Below are 22356 nucleotides of genomic sequence, written 5' to 3'. Positions count from 1 at the left end.
GGCTGGTGGAAACCGTCGATCGCTAGCGATAAACGCCGATAAAATAGCCCGGCTCGGCATCCGTCTGGGCGGCGACCGGTTTGCGCATCTGTGCTGCCTCACGGGGCGGGGCGGCATATGCGTAGGGCACAACCGTTGAAAGAGGCGCCCCTGCCGTGACGGGATAGGCTTCGGGCGCACGCGCTGGCACAGGTGCCGCGCGCAGGGCAACAGACCCTGTCGCCGGTGAAGGGGTCGCAACGGGGCGGTTTTGCGGCAAGCGGACGGGCGCATCAGCGGCGGGGGCAGGCATGGCATCGACAGATGGCAGCGCCGCCTGTTGCGGGAGCGGCACGCGCGGCAGGGTGCCTGCTGCGGGCCGTACGGCTCCGGCGCTTTGCCCCTCATACCGGCCAAGTTCGTAGCGGGTGCTGCGCCTGACTTCGGGCAGGGCCGACGGCGCGGCAAGGCTTGGCGTGGCCGGTGCCTGCGTGCCATGCCAGACGGCCAGACCGACACCGCCTGCAACCGTGCCGCCAATCAGAAATGCCGAAACCACAATAAGTTTAATCATCTGTCGAGCGTAACCCAGAATACGAAAAGCCGATAGGCAAAAATCATTACTCGGCCGCCTCATCAGGAGCAGGATGCAGATGGATCGGTGTCACCCGCACCGAGACCTGTTGCCCCGTCTGCCTGATCTCGGCCAGCAGTCCCGGCATGATCTTGGCGGCCTCAGCGCCATCCTGCAGCGTCGCCAGCCCCACAAGCGCCTGCGTGCTGGCAATGCTCAGCACAAGCTGCGTCTGTGCCTGCCCTGCCGCGCCGGTCGAAAGGGCAAAGGCCAGATCCTTGCCCGTCAACCGCCCGCCAAGATTGTAGATCTGTCCCTCGGGCGTCACCAGCCCGACCCATGTCTGGGCCTGCGGATCCGCCTCGAGCGTGGCCCGCAGGGTTTCCCCGGAGGCGATATCGTCATTGGCCACGGTCAGCGCCAGATCAGGGCCCGGACGGGCCTGCATCTCGCGGGCGAAATCCAGCACAGGGCATTGTGCATCGGTAATACGGGCATCAAACCGCCCCGGTGCCGCACCGAATGTCTTCGCATAATCGGACACCAGATCCGGTGCCGGCAGAGTGGTGCCCGCATCGGCCGTCGACAGCACCGACAGCACCCCCGTGCGCGGGCCTGCGGTGAGACGATGGGCATAAAAACAGGCCGGAGCCGACGGATAGCTGGCCAGAAACGCATCGCGCGTGCCTGCCTCGCGCGGGGCCAACCCGTTGGCGGCCTCGGCCACAGCCCCCGCCCCTGAGGCCTCCATCTGGCCCTGAGGCCGCAACCAGCCGCTTTGCCAGCCCGCAAAGCCCAGCACAGCGGCAAAAACCACCCCCATCAACAGCACAAGCCGCCGCGGCAGCGGGTCGCGTTTGCGCTTCGGAGCAGACGCCTTGTCCATGCCCGACCGCTCGGGCACAGGGGCCTCGGGCGGGAGCGGCCCCTGCAAGCCGGGCGGCAGGCTCAGACCGGCCACGGGGCGCGGCTGGGCGGGGGCACGCAAAGCCTCGATCTTGGCCAGAAGCGCCTCCATCGAGGCCGGACGGTCCGCCGGATCGGGGGCCAGCATCTGCCGCAGTAAAGGTTGCAACCGCAATGGCACCGCACTGATATCGGGCACCTCGGCACGCCGCTCGATCGCTTCTTCGATCGTGGCGCCCATCTGCAGCGGCTTGCCCTGCAATGCTGCAATGACCAGCAGGGCCAGCCCGTAGATATCGGCGCGCGGTCCCGCATCGCCGCCGTAAAGGCCAAGCTGTTCCGGAGCCACATATTTCAGCTTGCCCGCAAACTGGTTATCAAGCTGGCGGTCGCTCTGGATAGCCGAGCGCGCGATCCCGAAATCGATCAGCCGCGCCTGTGCGATATCACCGCCCGGCAGCATCACGTTATCGGGCGAAAGATCGCGGTGGATCACTCCCAGCGCATGGGCGGACCCCAAGCCCCCCGCAAGCCGTTCCATCAGAGTCAGCGCCGCTTCCGAGCCAAGCGTGCCACGGCTGACCACGTAATCCGACAGCGCGATCCCGTCGATATATTCCATGACAAGGAAATACCGGTCGAGTTGCGGGTCCTGCACGTAATTGTAATAGCGCACGATGGCCGGATGGGTCAGCTGGCGCAGCGTGCGGGCCTCGCGGCGAAACAGCATGGCGGTCTGCTCGTGCTCGGCCAGAACCGACAGCACCAGCTTGATGGCCACCGGATCCCCCGTCCCGATTTCCACCCCGCGATAGACCGAGCCCATGCCTCCGGCCTTCAACTCGGCGGTGACGCGGTAATTGTTGTTGATCAGCGTCCCGATCTTGAGATCGGCCTGCCCTGCGGATGGCTTGGCCGCAGGGGCGCCCGCTGCCGCCCCCGTATCGAAGCGTGTCGCCTCCTCCGTCGCGGGCGCAAAGGCGAATTGCGTGCGCTCGTCATCGCCTTGCGGCACAGGGGCCTGCACGACCGGAGGCTGCGGAACGGAGGCCTGCGCAGCAGACGGCAGGCCCGCCAGACGGGTCGCTTCCTCATCGCCTTGTGGCGGATCGGTCGGCATGTGCGGAGGGCGGGTCATACGGGTTGGGTCGTCTCGTCAAACATGGTCGGGCTGCAGCTTATCACAACCACCGTCACATTATCGCGTGCCCCGCGCGCCAGAGTCTCGCGGATCAGCTGGTTGCAGGCCGCCTGCGGCGGATAATCGCGCACGATGGCGGCAATCTCGCGATCGGCCATATGCTCCATCAACCCGTCCGAGCATAGCACGAACAGATCCCCCGCCCTGAGCTTGCCCGAAACAATGTCGCATTGCGGCTCGGCGGTGACACCGATCGCGCGGGTAATGACATTCTTGCGCGGGTAGCTACGCGCGTCTTCGGGGCGCAACTGTCCGCCGTCCAGCATGGCCTGCAACTCGGTATGGTCGCGGCTTTGCTGCACCAGATGACCCTCGCGCATCAGATAGGCGCGGCTGTCTCCGGACCAGACGACAAACCAGTCCTCGCCCTGCACAAGGAGCGAAACCACCGTCGAGCCGATGGTCTGCCCACCCAGTTTGACCGCATGGCTGCGGATCGCCTGATTTGCACGCACCAGCCGTTCCATATACCGCGCCTGCAGATCCTGCTCCGAGGCCGCCACCCCGACCGAGCCGAGTTCCTGCACGATCATGCCACTGGCATAATCCCCCGCCGCATGGCCGCCCATACCATCGGCCACCGTCCACAGACCGAATTCGGGACGGCAGATCAGACTGTCCTCGTTGATCGACCGGCGGCAGCCCACATCGGTGGCGGCGCCCGTTTCGAAACAGAACACACCATTGCTGAAAAAACCGTCCATCCCCACCGTCTCCTGCCCTTACGCCGCCTCCGGCATGCCCCCCAAGAGCCAACCCATCACCCGCGCATCGGGCATCTGCGGTCCGGCAATCCACTGGGCTGCGCGGCCCGCCTCCCCCTTCGTCCAGAAATGGACCCGCGTCAACATGGCGCGCTCGCGCTCGACTGTCGCAGCCGAGCGCAGCAGCGCCGCAAGGTCGCCCTCGGGGTGATGCGCCCAGACCTGTGGCCCCTGACTGGCTTTCGCAGCCTCGTCGGGCAAGGCCAGATCAAGCCCGTGCAACAGTGCCGCAGCCCCCTGTCCCGGTTGCGCCTTGTCGAGATGCGCCGAGAACCTGTCCCACAGGCTCTGGTCCGAGGCGGGGTCGGTCGGGGCGGGCAGATCCGCCCCCTGCGTCAACAGCAGCAGCGGGAACCGCCGCCCCACCTTGTCATGGGACGGCCGCAGAACCCCCGCCAGCGTCTGACCGAAATGGCCGCGCCCGACCCAGAACCGCAGCTCTTGCGCACGGTCCCAAAAGGCAGGCCAGTCATTGCCCATCTCGTCACGCAGCCCCCCCAAAGAGGCATCAAGCCACTGGTTGAGCGCCTCGACAATCGAGGCCCCCAGCCCTGCCTGCAGGAAATCGCCATAGCCCGGATGCTTGCCCAGAAGACCTATCGGCGCGGTGTTCAGAACGGATGCCTCCTGCATGGCTTACTCCACCGAGACGGGACAGGTGAATTCGGACAGTTCCGGCATAAGGAACGGCACCGTGGTGCTGTCGAATTCGAAGCGATAGGTGATCGAGCGCCCGCCCACCTGCTCTGCGACATTGGCGACATTGCCATTGATCTTGACCACGCCATTGCGCAGGAACGACACGATATCCCACCGCCCGTCATTGAAATTCAGCGCGGAATTGCCCCCCTCGCTTTGCGGATAGAGGCTGAGATTGACCCCCGAGGATTGCCCCGGCCACACCATCTCGGCGGCTGTCGAATTGGGCTGGGTGCGCAGTTGCTTGCCATTCATCGTCAGCACTGCAAGCTGCACCGAGGGGCTGGAGCTGACATGGGTGATCGACATCGACACTTCCGGCTCGGACGAACCGGAGGCAAAAAACGCCATCCGGATCGCTTCGGCCTGCGAGAAAGAGCGCAGGAGTGCGGGCGAAAGACGCTGCCCCAGCGCATTGTCGGGCGCGGGTTCCAGACCGTTTTCACCACGGCTGACATAGGGTTGCAGATAGGTGGTGAAATAGCGGTCCATCCGCCCTCCGGGACCGAAGAACTGCCCGAAAATCGCAGGCGACACATGGCGGCCATTTTGCGCGAAGGGGAAATAGGGCGCGATGAATTCACGGCAGAAGGCCCCCACATCATCATTCAGCGCACGATTGAGCTGGCTGACTGTCGCATCCTGCGCCACCGAGGAGAATTCGCGCTCGACCCCGTTGAGCATGGTTGCCAGCGGCTTGGGCAGGGCCGAATTGTTCATCGTCAGCGTCGCAAGCTGCTGGCGCAGCATGGTTTCATCGGCCGGGGTCGGTGCCAGTGACGCATTGCGCCGGTTCTCGCGCAGCGCCTGCAGGTTCGACAGAACCACGTCAATCGCGCGCCCGCCCTGTTCGCCGTCCAGCAGACGGTGCCAGATCGCGAAATCGCCGCTGATACGTTCGACCTGCGCGCGCTGGCTGTCATCGGTGGCCGAGGCCCCGCCCGCGCTTTGCGCGCGGGTCTGGCTCTTGCCGGTCGAGCTGGCGCGCAGCTGGTCCATCACCACGCGCTGGAAGACCCCCGACCCCGCATAGATCTGGTTGAAGGCCGTATCGCCCAGAGCCGCCCCCAGATCGCCCCCGCCTGCGGCCATCTGCGCCGCCTGTTCGGGGCTGAGGGTATCGAGCTTGTCGTAAAGGCGGCTCAAACGGGTCTGCCGGTCCACCTCTTCAACAAGGCGCAGCAGCGGCGAGTTGACCGACGACCCCGCCACGGCCAGTTTATCATAGCGCGGCGGGTCCGCCGACATCCGCTGCAGGGCCAGACGTGACAGCACGTTGTTCCATGCCGCATCGAATTGCTGGCGATACATGCGATGCAGATCGCGCGACAGCGACCCCAACTGACGCTGGTAATCCACACGGTCGGCGGCATCGCCCAGCACCCAGCGATCCTCTTCCAGACGCGCGCGCGCATTCGTCAGCTCGTCAAGGAAGAAGCCCCAATAGCCCTCGAATGTATACAGACCGGGCACCACAAGCTGATGCAGGTCGGTCCCGTCATTGGTGGTCAGCACCTGATCGACCTGCCCGCCAATGGCATCGGCCAGCCCGAAGGCCGTCTGCCCCGAACTGATGGCCCGATCCTTGATCGAGGCATAGGCCTGCTCGGCCAGCGGCAGGTTGACAATGGCATCGCGGGCCTTGGTCACGATGGCATTATCGATACCGATCAGGTCGGTACGGTCACCATCGAGTTGCAGCATGGCTTGCAGATGGCCCATAAGCTGGTCATGGATACGGGTCTCGCCGGGGGCGGAATATCGCGCGCTCCACAGATCGTCGAAATAGCTCTCGACCGCTGCCATATCGGACGATTTCGCAGGCCCCTGCCCGCCCAGCAGCAGATAGACCTTCAGCGCCCGATAGACGCCGGCGGTATTGCCGTCGGCAATCAGTTGCGGAATGGTGTTTTCAAGATAGAGCACCAGACGCGGGCGCAGCATCCGCTCCAGCCCGTCGGAATAGGCGCGATTGGCCGCCTGATGCAGCTCGCTCCAGCGCGACAGGCCCATATTCTCGATCAGCGGCGGGGCGGTCTTGTCGGCATAGCCCGCGCGCATATCGCGCAGACGCTGCAATTCCGGCAGAACGGGTGCCGGATCATCGTCCGAGATCACCGTCTTCGACAGTTCCTCGCGAGCGGTATCGGCATAATCGCTGGCATCCACCTGCGCCGCGCGCAGCTGGTCGGCGCTTTTCCAGAACGCATAGCCAAAGCCTGCCATCCCCAGAAGCGTCACCACCGAAATCAGCGCCAGCCCGCCGGTATGCAGGATCTGGCGGCGGCGCACGGCCTTGCGGTCAAAGCCCACCCAGTCGCGCTCGGCAAAGATCACCTTGCGCAGAAGGTCATGCAGGAAATAGCTCTTGCCCTTGCCCGACATGAAAGCGGGACGGAAGCCCTCGGACTGGCTGTCACGCGCCATCGCCCCCAGCACCTGATCGACGGGCGTGCCCTCCTGTGTGCCGGAGGTGAAATAGAAGCCGCGCAGGATCGCCGCCGATTTGTAGCGCGTCGGTTCAAAGACCAGCCGCAGGAATTCGGCCATCTTGTCGCGCAGCATCTCCATCTGCCCCGGCAGGCCGAAAATCGCGATCCGCGAGGCGGGATCGGGCTCTTCTGTCATGCGGTCCACGACCTCGTCGCTCAGCCGCGTCAGCAGCGCGTCAAAGGCGGCGGGCACCTCTTCATGGGTGGCGGCCTTGCGGTCGCGGGTCTGGAAGGTATGCCCCCAGACCAGCTTGCGCCGCGACTGCGAGAAGGACCCGAAATATTCGCGGAACCCCGAGATCAGGTCGGCCTTGGTGAAAATCGCATAGACCGGCACATCGATGCGCAGGGTCTCGTGCAGTTCGGCCAGACGGGCACGTACGGTCTCGGCATGGGCCTGAAGACTATCCTCGGTGGCGTTCATCACGTCTTCCACCGAAAACGCCAGCATCACGCCATTGACCGGCTGGTCGGGGCGGCCCTTTTTCAACAGGTCCAGAAACGCCTTCCATGAGGCCTGATCGGCCTGACGGTCGCTGTCTTGCGTGGTGTAGCGGCCAGCGGTGTCGATCAGCACGGCATCCTCGGCAAACCACCAGTCGCAGTTGCGGGTGCCACCAAAGCCGCGCGCATGATCGGCCAGACCGTCCTGCCCCGGAAACTCGATGCCCGAATTGGCCAGAGCGGTCGTCTTGCCCGCGCCGGGCGGACCGATGATGACATACCACGGCAGATCATAGAGATAGTTGCGCCCGCCCGATTTGCGCAGCTTGGCCATCGCCTCCTGCATGCGCTCGTTCAGCACCTTGCTGTCGCTGGCGGGGGCCGAGAACAGGCTGTCTTCCAACGCCTGCGCCTTCTTGCGCCGCTTGCGCCAGCGCAGGACCCAGACAAGCCCCACCACCGCATATAGCAGGGCGATCACCCCGCCGCGAAGCCAGGGCGAGGCCAGAAGATCAAGGCCGGTCATCACAAAGCCGAACCAGATCGCCAGCCCCGCGCCCACCAGCGCCAGCGCGATCATCACACGGCGCACCCATTTATGCCGGAAGCCGGACGCCGTCGCGCGGGCTGCCTTTTTCAGAAGAGAAAATGCCATCTCAGTCCTCCCGCGGGATCATGATCTCGACCCGGCGGTTACGGGCGCGGCCTTCAGCCGTCTTGTTATCGGCCACCGGATCGGTCGCCCCTTTACCTTCGGCGCTGATACGGGCGGGGTCTTTGACCAGCCCCTCGAGCACACCGGCAACGGTCTGCGCCCGCGCCTCGGACAAGGCCTGATTGGTCTTGAAACGCCCGCGGCCCGACATCGGCACCGAATCCGTATGGCCCACCACGCGGATCGGCCCGTTTTCCTTATCCAGCGTCTGCGCAATCGCGCCCAGAAGCGGCATCACCGATTGCGTATCGGCCAAGGTCTCGCGCCCTGTGGCAAAGCGCAGTGCATCGCCCACGCGCACCAGAACCCAATCTGTGCTCTGCGTCACCTCGACCCGCCCCGCATCGATTTCGGATTGCAGCGCATCGCTGATCCGCTGCATCTGGGTCGAGCTGGCCTGATAGGGGGTCACCACGGGCTCTGTCCGCTCGATCGTGACATCGGGGATCCCGCGATGCAGCGCCAGAACCTGATCGCGCACCGTGGCAGACTGGCGGGTCAAAAGCGTGGAAAGCGTCGCAAACAGCGCCACCAGCATCGCACCTGCAATCAGCCCCACCACCCAGACGGGCGTCGCGCCGCGCTGGCGGCGGCCATGCATCGGCACGCCCTCCCAAGCGGGCGAGACATCATCATCGGGGCGCGGGCTGACACGGCGCAGGGTCTCGTAGATAGCGGAGCGGATACGCGCCAGCTCGACCGAGCCATTGGGCAGCGTCCGGTACTGGCCTTCGAAGCCAAGCTGAAGACAGCTCAGCATCAACTCCAGCAGATTGAAGCTCTGCCCCGGCACCTTCATCGCCTCGTCGACCTTCTGGAAGAAGCCGACACCCGAGGACCGCTCGCCAAAGAAGCGCGCCACCATCGAATATTGCAGCCACATGCCACGGTCGGCACCGGGAAGGTTCTGCACGATATCATCGGCCGTGGCCGAAAGCGCATATTTCGCATCGCGCACCTGCGGCGCGGGCAGGCCACGCGCCAGAGCCCGCGTCTCGAAATCATCGATCGCGCGGGCGACATGGTCCAGCAGCGGGCCGGACTGCATCTCGACCAGTCCCGTGCGCAGACGGCCCAGCAGGATCAGAAGCCCCGTGGCCTCGGCCAGAAGCGGGTTCGAGGCCGCCCCCTCTCCGCTTTGCCGTGCCGAAGCGCGCAGTGCATCGGCCAGCGCGATGCGCGGGGCCACGCGCGCGGCCTGCGCCTGTGGCTGGTTGAGATCGGGAAACATCCCCGCGCCTTCGGGCCGCGCACCGGTATCGGGCTGGTAAAGCGGCTGGCCATAGGGAGTGGCCGCAGGCTGCTGGGGCGGCAGATAGGGGTTGGGACCGGGCGGGTTCTGCCCGGGATAGCCGCCTTGGGGCGCGGGCTGCGGTGGTTGTGGCGGCACCGGATGCCCCCAGCCCTGCGGGGGCTGAGGCGCAGGATAGGGCGGCTGTTGGGGGGACGCGGCAGGATAACCCTGCTGCGGCTTCAGCGCCCCGCCAAGCCATGTGTCATCCTCGCGGGCAGGCGGCTGGGGCGCCGCCGGTCGTCCTGCATCCTTGCGCGGCGGGAAAGAGGGCAGCGGCTGCCCGAAGACGGTCTTATCGTCATCATCCGACATCAGGCGCTCTCCGGTACGGCCCAGAGTTCCAGCTTCAGATCCGGCCAGTTACCGGCAAAATGCATCCCGATCGCGGGCGCGGTCGAGAACTCGCGCCAGAGCTGAGTGGATTTGTCCAACAGGAAGTAGACATTGGTGGACACAACGCGGATCTGCCGTGGCGGATTGGGCAGATGCACCAACCCGATACCGGGGAGGTTGTTGTTGATGATGGTCTTCATCTGGGTCGAGGGCCCGACCTTGCACAGCTGCGGGAACTGGCTTTGCACCTGCGTCAGCGGCAGCCCCGAAGAGACCTCCAGCACGAAGGTCGCCTGCGCGAAAAGCGAGCGGTCATTGACAAGTGCTGCGAAGGAATTGGCGCGCACCTCCTGTAGCGGCAGGCGCACCGCACGGCCCACATCGCGCGCCAGAAGACGCTGGATATCCGAGACCACGGGCTGGAAGCTTTCATTGGGCAGATCATGCTTATAGCCGCCGTAATCGCGCGCATGGCGGTCGCCCTGATCAAAGGTCGTCAGCTCGCCGGCCAGCGCGATCAGCCGTTCATACAGCCGCTCGGGATGGACATTGGCCATGGATTTCAGATGCCGCAGCACCGGAAGCTCGCGGTTGAGCACCATCAGCATCAGATAGTCGCTGGCCTGCATCCCCCCGCCCGAGGTCGGGTCCGAGGCATAGCGGGCCAGCGTCTCCAGCTTGGCCTCGATCCAGCCGATCACACGGCTGAGATAGCCATCATAGGCCGGATGCGCAGGCAGGCGCAGCGCCGAGGGCGGCACGCGGTCATCCAGCGTCACGATGCCGTCGCGCAGCTCCAGCACGCGGCCCAGACGGATGTTCTGATAGCCCGGACGCGGGGTCTTGCGGATGGCGATCTCGAGGCGCGGATGGGCCACTTCGATCACCTGTTCGGACCGGCTGGCGGACTGGTTATCGACCACGGTATCGCTGTCGAGCACATAGCGCGTGCTGGCATCCTTGGCCTGAGGCGCGATGTCCTGACCATTGATCGCCGCATCGGGCAATGTCAGCCAGATATCCAGCCCCGCGCCATCCTCGGGCACCTCGACCGCCAGCGGCAGGGGCGAGACCCCCGGCGCATCGAACGGCGTGCCATCCGGCATGATGCCCGAAACCTCGGTCAGCCCGATCTGGCCAAGCTGGGCCTTGTCACGATCCAGCCGCAGGGTCGCAATCCCCCAAGGATAGGGGCTGAGCACCCCCACACGCGCGCGCGTCAGATACTCGTGATAGCGATCTGCCTGCTGCAGGTGGTGCGGCTGCAGAAACAGCCCCTCTTTCCATGCGACCTTACTGAAAAGTGACATCGTCCCGAAAGCTTTCTTCCAAAGGTGCGACCAGCAAGATAGCCGCGTAAAATCCGTTCCTTTGTAGGGGGTCACCCGATTTGGTCAACCCCCCGCCCCTGTTCCGGCCCGACCGGATCAGAACTGCCAGCGCAGCTGTGCCGTAACCCCCCAGCCGTCAAGCTGATCGGAGAAGCGCCCGTCGAAGCGTGCCGAGGCATCGAACTGCCGCGCCGGAAGCGCCATGCCGGGGTTGAGAACCTTGGTATAGTTCAGACCAAAGCTGATCTCGCCGTAATCGGTCAGCAATTCGTTGGTGGCATCCAGACCGGTGCCCGATTTGTTGCCCTCATCATCCAGCACGTAATAGGTCGCCTTCGCGGAGTCACCGAAATCGTGGTAATAGGTGCCCGTCGCGAAATAGTTGATCGCTTCGGTGCCCGAGGCAAGGATCTGCCCGCGCGACAGTGTCAGCGAGGTGAAGGCGATCTTGTTGGTGATCGGATCGAATTCCAGCACGCCATCATCGGTGCTATCATCGGGATCGTTCGAGAAGTAGATGTCATCCGCCTGCGAACGCGTCCACGAGAAGCCCGCCGAGGGCACGAGGTTCATCCCCGACACAAGGCTGTCAAGCGAGAAGGCATAGCCCACAGAGCCCGACACCGTATAGCCGTGGCTGTCGTAGCTCTGGTCATCCAGCCCCAGCGCCTCGCCATATTCGTTCGCGGTCGCACGGTTCTTGATGTCATAGCTTGTGCGGTCCACCCGCGCCTGCAGATCGGCCACCCAGCGCCCTTTGGACAGGCCGATATATCCGCCGCCATAGATCTGGTTGAAATCGATCTTGTTCTCGCTGGTCTTGATCGCGGTGTTCAGCGTCGCGGTCGAGGTATCGAAGAGATAGACCGGCTGTTCGATCTTGCCGATGTTGAAGCCGCCGATCCCGCCGAAGCTGACATTCCAGCCGCCGATGATATCCTTGAAGCAGCTATGGTCAAAGCCCGCCTGTGCCCCGCCATAGGTCGCCTCGACCTCGTTCTGGAAGGTGCCAAGCGCGGTCTGCGACGCGCCGGTGGCGGTGGCCTTACCCCCAACGAACCGGCCCCAACCGCCAAAGCCGCACAGATCGTCATCTTCTGTCGCAGCGGCCAGACCCGAGATATAGGGGCTGGTCGGACGGTTGATCACCGAGCCCATCAAGGACTGGGTCAGCGCCAGCCCCGAGGCGATCCCGCCGAAGGCAGGGTTGGCACCGGAAATCAGGTTGATGGTGTTCGAGCTGCTGTCATCGGACAGCGCATAAAGCACCGCCCCCGTCTCCGGCAGACCCGAGGTCGTGGCGCTGAAGCCGTTATTGCTGCCATAGGTAAGGATCGCCAGATCGTCGTCAAGCAGGGCGTAATCATCGCCTGCCAGATTGTTGAAGACGATCGTGGCATGGCCGCTCAGCGCACCCGACACCGCGATCTTATCCGCCGACTGATCCGTCGCACCCAGAGCCGCATCAAGGACGATGGTCCCGTTCAGCGCCGCATCGCCATCAATGCTCAACGTGGTTGTCGTGGTATCATCGGCCAAGGACAGAAGGCTGCCCGACGCATTGCTATAGCTGCCCGAAATCGACGCGCCGCCCGTGACATAGACGGTGGAATAGTTGGTCGTCGCGGCGCTGACCGCCGCATCCTCGGACAGATAAACGGTGCCGAAATTGCGGAAGCTGCCCGCCGAAAGCTGACCGCCTGCCAGCGTCAGGACCGCGTCCTGCGCATCGTCATCCGCCGTGCCGAGGGTGAACTCATCGCCAATGGCCAACGCCCCATCAATGTCGAACTGGCCCAGCCCCGACAGCGATCCGGTGATCGTCGCGCTGTCATCTGCCGCCACCGTCAACACGCCGCCGGTGGCTTGGCTGACATCGCCATCCACAGTCCCCGCAAGCGCCAGAAGCGCCCCGCTGGCATTGGAGACCGTGCCGGTGACCTCGCCCCAAAGCGCAAGCGCCGCGCCGGTTTCATTGCTCACATCGCCTGTCAGCGAACCGGTCAGCGACACGGTTCCGGCATTGACGAGATCGCCGTTCATGGCACCGGCCAGTAGCATCTGGGCCCCGGCCTCGTTCTCGACATCCATCGAGAGCGTGCCCCCCGACGCAACCGAAAGCGTGGCATCTGCCGCGTTGGTGAAAACCGCACCTGCGTCAGATAGCAGCGTGCCGCCGGTGATCGACACCGTGGTCGCATTGCTGACGCCTTGCGCGCCCGTCAGGCTGAGCGTTCCAGCCGACAGCACCAGCGCGCTGCTGCTGGTCTGGCTGATCGAGGTCACCCCGTCCAGATCGCCCGTCACCTCGACGCTGGCAGCATCGGTGATGGCCAGTGCCCCGTTCAGGCTGCCCGCCAATGCGGTCTGCGCGCGACCACCCGCCGCCAGATCGCCCTCAATCACCCCAGAGGTCATCACCAGCGTGGCCGCGTTCTCGACCGCGGCCTCCAGCGTGCCGCCCGCGATCTCCAGCGTGCCGGTATTGGTCAGGCTGCCGCTGCCAACCGCCAGAGTGCCCGCGCTCAGCAGCAGGCTGCTCTCGGTCGTGTTCGTGACCTCGGCCACCGACAGATCGGAGAGGATCTCGGCGCTGGCCGTATCGCTCAGGGCCAGAGTGCCCGCGATGGTGCCGGACAGCTGTGCCTGCGCCGCCCCCGACAGCGTCGCGCTGCCAAGGATGGTGCCGGTGGACGTGAAGCTGCCGCCGGTGATCGTGGCATTCCCCGTCACCGTGCCGCTTGTCACGGTCGTGCCCGCGCTGACCAGATCGGCCAGTTGGCCCGCATTGGTCAGGCTGCCGCTGCTGCCCACGCGGGTGGTGCCAGACACGCTGGCGGCTCCGGCCAGCTCCACGCTGCCGCCGGTGATACCCAGATCGCCCGTGACGCTGCCCGCCGAAAGCGTGGCGCTGCCACCGGTGACCGACAGCGCCGCAATGCTGCCTGCGCTTTGCGTCAGCGTGCCGCCCGCCAGCGTGACCTCGGCCAGAGTACCGCTATTGGCCAGCGTGCCTGCCGTCATTGCCAGATCGGCGCTGACCGCGCCACTATTGACGATTGCGCCGCCCGCATTGGTCAGGCTGCCAGACACATCCACTGTTCCGGCATTTTCCAGCGTGCCGGTATTGGTCAGGTTGGCAAGGCTCAGGCTGGCCCCGCTGCCGATGCTCAGCGCCCCCGCATTGTCCAGATCGGTCTGCGTCGCCACGACGCTGTCCAGCGCACCGATGACGAAAGTGCCGGTGGCGGTATTCTCGAAGCTGTTGGCGCTGCCATCACCGATCACGATGGTATCATTGCCGCCTGCGACAGTCTGGATCAGACCGTCATTGACAAGCGCGGTGCCGTTATCGCCCGTATCGGCGGCCAGAACGCCCGACCCGTCATAGGTGATGGTACCGCTGTTGTTGATCGCGCCCGCATCGGTGACCGTGCCGCCATCGCCAACGGTGATCGTACCGTCATTATTGAGCGTGTTGCCGGTGCCCGAAAGAACGGCCCCCGCGCCCAGCGTGATCTCGCCGCTATTGTTCATCGTGGCCGAGGCCAGTTCTGCCCCTGCGCCCAGATCGATGGTGCCGCTATTGTCGACCACCCCCAGACCGGTGAAGGCCACGGCATCCGCAACAACCAGCGCGCCCGCATTGGTCAGGTCATAGCCTGCGCCCGACACATCGGAGGTCACGGAGATCGTGCCGCCAAGCTGGTTGGTGACATCGTCTTCCAGATCATTGGTCAGCTCGACCATGCCCGCATTGACCAGTGCGCCCTCCAGCACGACATCGCCCAGAACCGAGGCCGTATCGGCCACGATAATGGTCGAGGCCGTGATGCTGATCTGGCCTGTCGAGCCGTCAATCGTGCCGTTATTGGTGAAATCACCGGCCACGCTGACACCGGCCCCCGTGCTGTCGGCGGTCGTGATGGTGCCGTCATTCACCAGATCCCCGCCCACGCTGGTCTGGCCCGAGAGTTGCACGACAGCCCCGCCCGCGCCGCTATCACCGGCAAGGACCACATCGCCCGAGAAGCTGCCACCATCCGACACCAGCAGCGCCCCGTCCGACACGCTGGTATCGCCGGTCACGCTGCCGCTATTGGTCACACTCCCCGCAAGCAGATCAAGATCGCCGCCAATCGTCCCCGCATTCTCGAGGCTGCCCCCCGACACGGTGGCATCGCCCGCAAGGGTCGCGTTGCTTTCGTTGATCACGCTGCCGCCGGTCTGGGTCAGGGTGCCATTCAGCGCTCCGCTATTGGTCAGCGCGCCCGCAGAGACGGTGATCGCACCGGTCACGCTGCCGCTATTGTCGACCTCGGCATCGGTGCCCGCCAGTGTCAGCCCGCCGGAAATGGCACCGCTCGTGTCAAGACGACCGCCGGTGACCGTCGCCAGACCGCCAATCGTCCCGTCATTGTCGAGGCTGCCCGCCGAAATATCGACCGCTCCGAGGATCTCGCCCGTTGAAAGCGCCGTGCCGCCCGAAAGCTCCAGCGCGGCCAGAATGCCCGCATTGACCAGATCGCCGCCCGATTGCGTCACGCCCCCTGTGAGCCCGCCGACGAGGTTGGTAAAGCTGCCATTGGTCAGCATGACGCCGCCCGAAATCGTGCCGCTATTTTCAGTGCTGCCGCCATCCTGCGCCAGATTGCCGCTCAGCGTGCCCGCATTGGTGAAGCTGCCCGACGCAAAGCCCAGATCCCCCGCGATGCTGCCCGCAGCAGTCAGCGTCAGCGCGCCCTCTTCCAGCGTCACAGCATTGGTCAGCGCCATGCCCACTGTCACATCCGCCGTGCCGGACACCGCCAATGCACCGGCCAGCGTGCCGCCAGAAAGCCTCGCCTCTCCGGCACTGGCCACAAGCCCGTCGGCCACGCCGCCAGAAAGCGTGACGCTGCCGCCCTCCTGCGTGATCACACCCGACTGCCCCGAGAGATCCAGCGTGCCGCCAGAAAGCGCGATGCTGCCCACCGTGCCGTCAATATCGACCTCGCCGCCGGTGATCACCCCCGCAGCGCCTGTGCCCGCAAGCGACAGACGCCCGTCGCTCACCGTCCAGTCGCCAAGGCTGCCGGTGCTGGTGGCCGTCCCGCCCGCAACGATCAGCCCGCTTGTGATCGTGCCGCTATTGACCAGCGTTCCGGTGCTGGTCAGGGCGGTGGTGGTGGTCAATGTCCCGCTATTGGTCAGGCTGCCGCTTGAGGTAAGCCCCGCCAGCACGAGGCTGGCATCCTGCCCGACGATGATATTGCCCGCGCTATCGACCGTCGTGGCCTGCCCGTTCAGGCTCTGGCCGTCCTCGACTGTCAGACGACTGCCCGAGGAAAGCGTCAGCGAGGCGCTGCTGCCCAGCGAGGCCGCCGCCCCCAAGACCGTCAGAGCGCCCCCCGATCCCAGCACGAAACTGTCCGAGATATCCAGCACCGAACCGGAATTCAGCGTGAGGGTCCCGCTGCCTGCAAACCGCTGCGCCGCAAGGCTGGCCGTGTCGGCCAGAACCAGATCGCCCTCGTTCTGGAACAGGTCCAGATTGCCCAGCCCGAAACCTTCCGCGATGGCGAATGTGCCGCTATTGGTGACATCGAACCCGGCCCCATCGACATTGGCCGTCACCGAAACCTGACCGCCCGTCTGGTTGACCAGATTGTTTTTCAGATCCTGACCAAGTTCGACCAGACCGGCATTGGTGACCGTGCCGTCATAGGTGACATCGCCGGTCACGCTGAAGCCCGCCAGAATCTGGATCTCGCCCGCCGTAATGATCAGGCTGCTGGCCGAGGCATCGATATCGCCACCGGCATAGAAACTGCCCGAGGTCAGCGTCAGCAGGACCGGCGTGCTGCCGGAGGTGGTCAGCGTGCCGGTATTGGTGAAATCGCCATCCACATTGACCGACCCGCTCAGCACGACAGTGCCCGCATTGTCGATCCCGCCCGAAACATCGGCCTCCGACAGCGTCAGCGTGCCGCCCAGCAGCACCGCCACCGAGCCGTCAAGCATGCTGGTCACCGTCAGGTCACCGCCTGCGCGCAGCGTCACATCGCCAGTGATCGTGCCTGCACCGGTGACCGTCGCGTCGCTGATATCGAGATCCGCGCGGATAGCACCGTTATTGGTCAGGCTGCCGCCGGTCAGCGTCAGATCGCCCGAGATCACGCCCTCATTGACAACACTGCCAGCCAGAAGCGACAGGGCCGATGTCAGGGTGCCGCTGGCGCTATTGGTCAGCGTTCCCCCGCTGACAATCGCCGTGGCCAGAGTGCCGCTATTGATCACGCTGCCGGTCTCGCTCAGGCGCAGAGTGCCAATCGCCCCGCCAAAGTCATTGGTCAGCGCCCCCGCCTGCACCAAGGCCTCGGTCAGGGTGCCACTATTGCCCAGCGTGCCGCCCGTCATCTCGACCGAGGCCAGCGAACCCGCATTCGTCACAAGCCCCGTACCGGAGACCGTCAACGCCCCCGTCACCTGAGCGCTTGCATGATTGACCAGCGTGCCGGCAGAAATATCCAGTCCGGCCAGCGTGCCATCATTGGTAAAGGTGCCGCCCTCCACCGTTACCAGACCGGTGATGGTATCGGTATTGTTCACCATGCCGGAAGCAAGCGTCACGCTGCCGCTGACAAGACCGTTATTCTCAAGCGTACCGCCCTCAACCGTGGTCGCGCCCGACAGCTCGCCACTATTGTCCAGCGTCCCGTCCGAGAGCAGCACATCCCCTGACAGGATGCCACTATTCAGCAGGCTGCCGCCCGTAACCGTCGCCGTCCCCAACGTGCCGGTTGTGGTCACGGTGCCATCGCTCAGGCTCAGCGCGGCCAGCGCGCCCGCATTCGTGACCACGGCCCCGCCAGAAACCGCGAGCACGCCCGCGATCGCACCCTCTGCGTCATTCTCCAACTGCCCGCCCGAAAGGCCGACCGCACCGGTAATGGTGCCGCTGTTCACAAAGCTGCCCGCGCTCTGCACCAGCCCCGAGATCTCGCCCGCATTGCTGCCCGATCCCGCCAGCGTGATCTGCCCCGCAGAGCCGCCAGTCAGCACATCCATCTGCGCACCGGCGGCCACATCGACATCCCCGACACTGCCCGCCACCGTCAGCGTGCCGCCGCTGACCTCCGTCGATCCGCTATACTCCGAAGCCCCCGACAGCGTCAGATCGCCGGTCGAGACCAGCGACAGCGCGCCCGAAAGCGCCCCGCTGAACGTGCCATCGGCCAGCGTCAGAACCGCCGCCGACGTGCTGCTCACCTCGCCCGCGCCCTGCAGATCCGCCAGCGTCAGCGCCTGACCGTCCAGATCGAGCACCGCGCCGCTCTGCACCTCGGTCGAGGACAGCGCCGCCAGAAGATCCGCCGCCTCCTGATCCACCAGCCGCAGGCTGCCCGAGGTCAGCGTCAGCGTCGATCCGCTGTCGATCACCCCCGCCGTCATATCCAGCGCCAGCCCGTCGCTGCTGCCCAAAGACAGCGCCCCCGACAGATCCAGCGCCCCCGACAGCCGCGTCTCGCCGCTGCCCGTGGCCATGATCGCGCCCGCGCCCGTCACCGAGACCCCCGCCGACAGCGCCGCCGCGCTGGTCGACAGCGTGCCCGAAGACAGCGTCACAAGGCCCGAGAGATCATCGGCAATCGACAGATCGGCATTGCTCAGGGCCAGAGTGCCCGCAAAGCCCGACAGATCGCCGCTCAGGCTGTTGCCCGTGCTGCCCGCAACCGACAGGACCGCCGCAGACGTGCCCTCCACCGTGCCCGAGAACCCGACCGAGCCCAGCGTCAGATCCGCATCGCCAAGCCCCAGAGACCCCGTGCCCGACAGCGACGCCACCGTCTCGTCGCCCGACAGCGTCCAGCCGCCATCCAGCACCACCGAGGCCTCGGCATCCAGCGCCCCGCCTGCGGTCGCAAGCTGCCCCGAACCGCCCACCTCGACCGAGCGGCTGGCCAGAGACCCCGTCCCGGTCACCGTCAGCGTGCCGCCGCTGACCTCCGTCGATCCGCTATACTCCGAGACCCCCGACAGCGTCAGATCGCCGGTCGAGACCAGCGACAGCGCGCCCGAAAGCGCCCCGCTGAACGTGCCATCGGCCAGCGTCAGAACCGCCGCCGACGTGCTGCTCACCTCGCCCGCGCCCTGCAGATCCGCCAGCGTCAGCGCCTGACCGTCCAGATCGAGCACCGCGCCGCTCTGCACCTCGGTCGAGGACAGCGCCGCCAGAAGATCCGCCGCCTCCTGATCCACCAGCCGCAGGCTGCCCGAGGTCAGCGTCAGCGTCGATCCGCTGTCGATCACCCCCGCCGTCATATCCAGCGCCAGCCCGTCGCTGCTGCCCAAAGACAGCGCCCCCGACAGATCCAGCGCCCCCGACAGCCGCGTCTCGCCGCTGCCCGTGGCCATGATCGCGCCCGCGCCCGTCACCGAGACCCCCGCCGACAGCGCCGCCGCGCTGGTCGACAGCGTGCCCGAAGACAGCGTCACAAGGCCCGAGAGATCATCGGCAATCGACAGATCGGCATTGCTCAGGGCCAGAGTGCCCGCAAAGCCCGACAGATCGCCGCTCAGGCTGTTGCCCGTGCTGCCCGCAACCGACAGGACCGCCGCAGACGTGCCCTCCACCGTGCCCGAGAACCCGACCGAGCCCAGCGTCAGATCCGCATCGCCAAGCCCCAGAGACCCCGTGCCCGACAGCGACGCCACCGTCTCGTCGCCCGACAGCGTCCAGCCGCCATCCAGCACCACCGAGGCCTCGGCATCCAGCGCCCCGCCTGCGGTCGCAAGCTGCCCCGAACCGCCCACCTCGACCGAGCGGCTGGCCAGAGACCCCGTCCCGGTCACCGTCAGCGTGCCGCCGCTGACCTCCGTCGATCCGCTATACTCCGAGACCCCCGACAGCGTCAGATCGCCGGTCGAGACCAGCGACAGCGCGCCCGAAAGCGCCCCGCTGAACGTGCCATCGGCCAGCGTCAGAACCGCCGCCGACGTGCTGCTCACCTCGCCCGCGCCCTGCAGATCCGCCAGCGTCAGCGCCTGACCGTCCAGATCGAGCACCGCGCCGCTCTGCACCTCGGTCGAGGACAGCGCCGCCAGAAGATCCGCCGCCTCCTGATCCACCAGCCGCAGGCTGCCCGAGGTCAGCGTCAGCGTCGATCCGCTGTCGATCACCCCCGCCGTCATATCCAGCGCCAGCCCGTCGCTGCTGCCCAAAGACAGCGCCCCCGACAGATCCAGCGCCCCCGACAGCCGCGTCTCGCCGCTGCCCGTGGCCATGATCGCGCCCGCGCCCGTCACCGAGACCCCCGCCGACAGCGCCGCCGCGCTGGTCGACAGCGTGCCCGAAGACAGCGTCACAAGGCCCGAGAGATCATCGGCAATCGACAGATCGGCATTGCTCAGGGCCAGAGTGCCCGCAAAGCCCGACAGATCGCCGCTCAGGCTGTTGCCCGTGCTGCCCGCAACCGACAGGACCGCCGCAGACGTGCCCTCCACCGTGCCCGAGAACCCGACCGAGCCCAGCGTCAGATCCGCATCGCCAAGCCCCAGAGACCCCGTGCCCGACAGCGACGCCACCGTCTCGTCGCCCGACAGCGTCCAGCCGCCATCCAGCACCACCGAGGCCTCGGCATCCAGCGCCCCGCCTGCGGTCGCAAGCTGCCCCGAACCGCCCACCTCGACCGAGCGGCTGGCCAGAGACCCCGTCCCGGTCACCGTCAGCGTGCCGCCGCTGACCTCCGTCGATCCGCTATACTCCGAGACCCCCGACAGCGTCAGATCGCCGGTCGAGACCAGCGACAGCGCGCCCGAAAGCGCCCCGCTGAACGTGCCATCGGCCAGCGTCAGAACCGCCGCCGACGTGCTGCTCACCTCGCCCGCGCCCTGCAGATCCGCCAGCGTCAGCGCCTGACCGTCCAGATCGAGCACCGCGCCGCTCTGCACCTCGGTCGAGGACAGCGCCGCCAGAAGATCCGCCGCCTCCTGATCCACCAGCCGCAGGCTGCCCGAGGTCAGCGTCAGCGTCGATCCGCTGTCGATCACCCCCGCCGTCATATCCAGCGCCAGCCCGTCGCTGCTGCCCAAAGACAGCGCCCCCGACAGATCCAGCGCCCCCGACAGCCGCGTCTCGCCGCTGCCCGTGGCCATGATCGCGCCCGCGCCCGTCACCGAGACCCCCGCCGACAGCGCCGCCGCGCTGGTCGACAGCGTGCCCGAAGACAGCGTCACAAGGCCCGAGAGATCATCGGCAATCGACAGATCGGCATTGCTCAGGGCCAGAGTCCCCGCAAAGCCCGACAGATCGCCGCCCAGGCTGTTGCCCGTGCTGCCCGCAACCGACAGGACCGCCGCAGTCGTGCCCTCCACCGTGCCCGAGAACCCGACCGAGCCCAGCGTCAGATCCGCATCGCCAAGCCCCAGAGCCCCCGTGCCCGACAGCGACGCCACCGTCTCGTCGCCCGACAGCGTCCAGCCGCCATCCAGCACCACCGAGGCCTCGGCCTCCAGCGCCCCGCCTGCGGTCGCAAGCTGACCCGAACCGCCCACCTCGACCGACCGGCTGGCCAGAGACCCCGTCCCGGTCACCGTCAGCGTGCCGTCGCTGACCTCCGTCGATCCGCTATACTCCGAGACCCCCGACAGCGTCAGATCCGCGCCAGCGACGATCAAAGACCCGGTGCCCGAGATCACCCCGCCATAAGTGGTGGGAAGGGGTGTCATCCCGCTCGCCACGGTCAGGTCATCATTGAGCGTGACCGTGCTGCCCGCGACACCACTGAGCCCGCCGACGGTCTCGGCGGTCTCGACGATCAACGCCGTGCCCGCGCTCTCCAGCGACACCACCCCATAATCGCTCAGGGCCGAGCCGCCGATTACCTCAAGGGTGCCCGATTGCACCGACGTGTCGCCCAACTGGGTGTTGAGGCCCGTAAATACCACGGTATTGCCATCACCTGCGTCCACGCTCAGGTTGCCTGCGCCGGAGAAATTCGCCGCGATGGTGGTCAGCGGGGCCGCGTTGGTGATCTCGGTATCGGCGGCCAGAAGGAAACCCACGCCCGTCAGATCGGGACTGGTCGGGCCGAGGAAGTTCAACGCAGCAGGATCGCCGCTATCTGTTGCCACAAGCATGATGCTGCCATCGCTGAGCGTGTAGGGCGTGGTGCTGTCAAAGGTCATCCCGCTGAGCGACCAGCTTTGCCCGTCGAGGTCGACATGCCGGGTCGCTGCGCCATCGCTGAAGGTGACCGTATCGTGATTTGCGACATCCGATCCCGGCGTCGCGGCGAGATCCCAGTTGGCATCCGCGCTCCACTGGCCATCAGAGCCGGTCCAGATATAGCTATCCGCCCAGACCTGACCCGCGCCGACCATCATTGCCAAGGCCAGAGCCGTGGTGCGCAGGAGAAGGGCAATCCGTTTGCCGCGCGGGGGGCGGGCCACTGCTGCAAAATCGTTACGCTTGAACTTTGTAACAATGAAATGACGAATTACCACACCAGCCCCCAAAGAATATCGAGATAGAAAGCGATCAGAAAAGAAAGTTATCCTCTCTTATTAATGATCGACCGTGTACGGCAAGCCCCAAGTTCTAATAAATGCTGAATATCTCTGCCTGTGAGATAAATCGTGTC

8 protein-coding genes are annotated in these 22356 nt (G+C 65.8%); all 8 read right to left on the bottom strand.

The genetic code is table 11. The features are described 5' to 3' along the window. Positions 1-22: 22 nt before the first annotated feature. Positions 23-553 carry a hypothetical protein gene (locus WDB88_RS14405; RefSeq protein WP_339109796.1) on the bottom strand — a complete coding sequence of 177 codons (531 nt, stop codon included), beginning with the start codon at positions 551-553 and terminating at the stop codon, positions 23-25. A 46-nt stretch (positions 554-599) separates the two neighbouring features. Further along, positions 600-2597, bottom strand: coding sequence for a serine/threonine-protein kinase (locus tag WDB88_RS14400; RefSeq protein ID WP_339109795.1), 1998 nt, complete (start codon positions 2595-2597; stop codon positions 600-602). Then, positions 2594-3364, bottom strand: a complete 771-nt coding sequence (locus tag WDB88_RS14395; RefSeq protein ID WP_330647212.1) for a protein phosphatase 2C domain-containing protein — start codon at positions 3362-3364, stop codon at positions 2594-2596. Before WDB88_RS14395 ends, WDB88_RS14400 begins: the two co-directional genes overlap by 4 nt. Positions 3365-3382: 18 nt before the next feature. Then, complete coding sequence (gene tagF, locus WDB88_RS14390) at positions 3383-4057, bottom strand: type VI secretion system-associated protein TagF (protein ID WP_330647213.1); 675 nt, start codon at positions 4055-4057, stop codon at positions 3383-3385. A gap of 3 nt (positions 4058-4060) precedes the next feature. Next, a complete protein-coding gene (gene tssM / locus WDB88_RS14385) occupies positions 4061-7714 on the bottom strand; it encodes a type VI secretion system membrane subunit TssM (RefSeq protein WP_339109794.1) in 3654 nt (1217 codons plus the stop codon). Position 7715: 1 nt separating this feature from the next. Beyond that, entirely contained in the window at positions 7716-9380 is a 1665-nt protein-coding gene (icmH, locus tag WDB88_RS14380; RefSeq protein WP_339109793.1) for a type IVB secretion system protein IcmH/DotU, read from the bottom strand. Continuing rightward, on the bottom strand, positions 9380-10711 hold the full coding sequence (gene tssK, locus WDB88_RS14375; RefSeq protein WP_330647216.1) for a type VI secretion system baseplate subunit TssK: 1332 nt from the start codon (positions 10709-10711) through the stop codon (positions 9380-9382). Before tssK ends, icmH begins: the two co-directional genes overlap by 1 nt. A gap of 117 nt (positions 10712-10828) precedes the next feature. Further along, a complete protein-coding gene (locus tag WDB88_RS14370; RefSeq protein WP_339109792.1) occupies positions 10829-22165 on the bottom strand; it encodes an autotransporter-associated beta strand repeat-containing protein in 11337 nt (3778 codons plus the stop codon). Positions 22166-22356 lie beyond the last annotated feature (191 nt).

Origin of the sequence: Thioclava sp. GXIMD4216, assembly GCF_037949285.1 — a bacterium.
GTDB lineage: Bacteria > Pseudomonadota > Alphaproteobacteria > Rhodobacterales > Rhodobacteraceae > Thioclava > Thioclava litoralis.
Note: the sequence above shows the minus strand (reverse complement) of the source record. Positions and strands in the feature narration are given on the sequence as shown.

Excerpts from the sequence above, each read along its gene's own strand:
- WDB88_RS14405 (WP_339109796.1), bottom strand. The coding sequence starts at position 553 with ATGATTAAACTTATTGTGGTTTCGGCATTTCTGATTGGCGGCACGGTT.
- WDB88_RS14400 (WP_339109795.1), bottom strand. The coding sequence starts at position 2,597 with ATGACCCGCCCTCCGCACATGCCGACCGATCCGCCACAAGGCGATGAG.
- WDB88_RS14395 (WP_330647212.1), bottom strand. The coding sequence starts at position 3,364 with ATGGACGGTTTTTTCAGCAATGGTGTGTTCTGTTTCGAAACGGGCGCC.
- tagF (WP_330647213.1), bottom strand. The coding sequence starts at position 4,057 with ATGCAGGAGGCATCCGTTCTGAACACCGCGCCGATAGGTCTTCTGGGC.
- tssM (WP_339109794.1), bottom strand. The coding sequence starts at position 7,714 with ATGGCATTTTCTCTTCTGAAAAAGGCAGCCCGCGCGACGGCGTCCGGC.
- icmH (WP_339109793.1), bottom strand. The coding sequence starts at position 9,380 with ATGTCGGATGATGACGATAAGACCGTCTTCGGGCAGCCGCTGCCCTCT.
- tssK (WP_330647216.1), bottom strand. The coding sequence starts at position 10,711 with ATGTCACTTTTCAGTAAGGTCGCATGGAAAGAGGGGCTGTTTCTGCAG.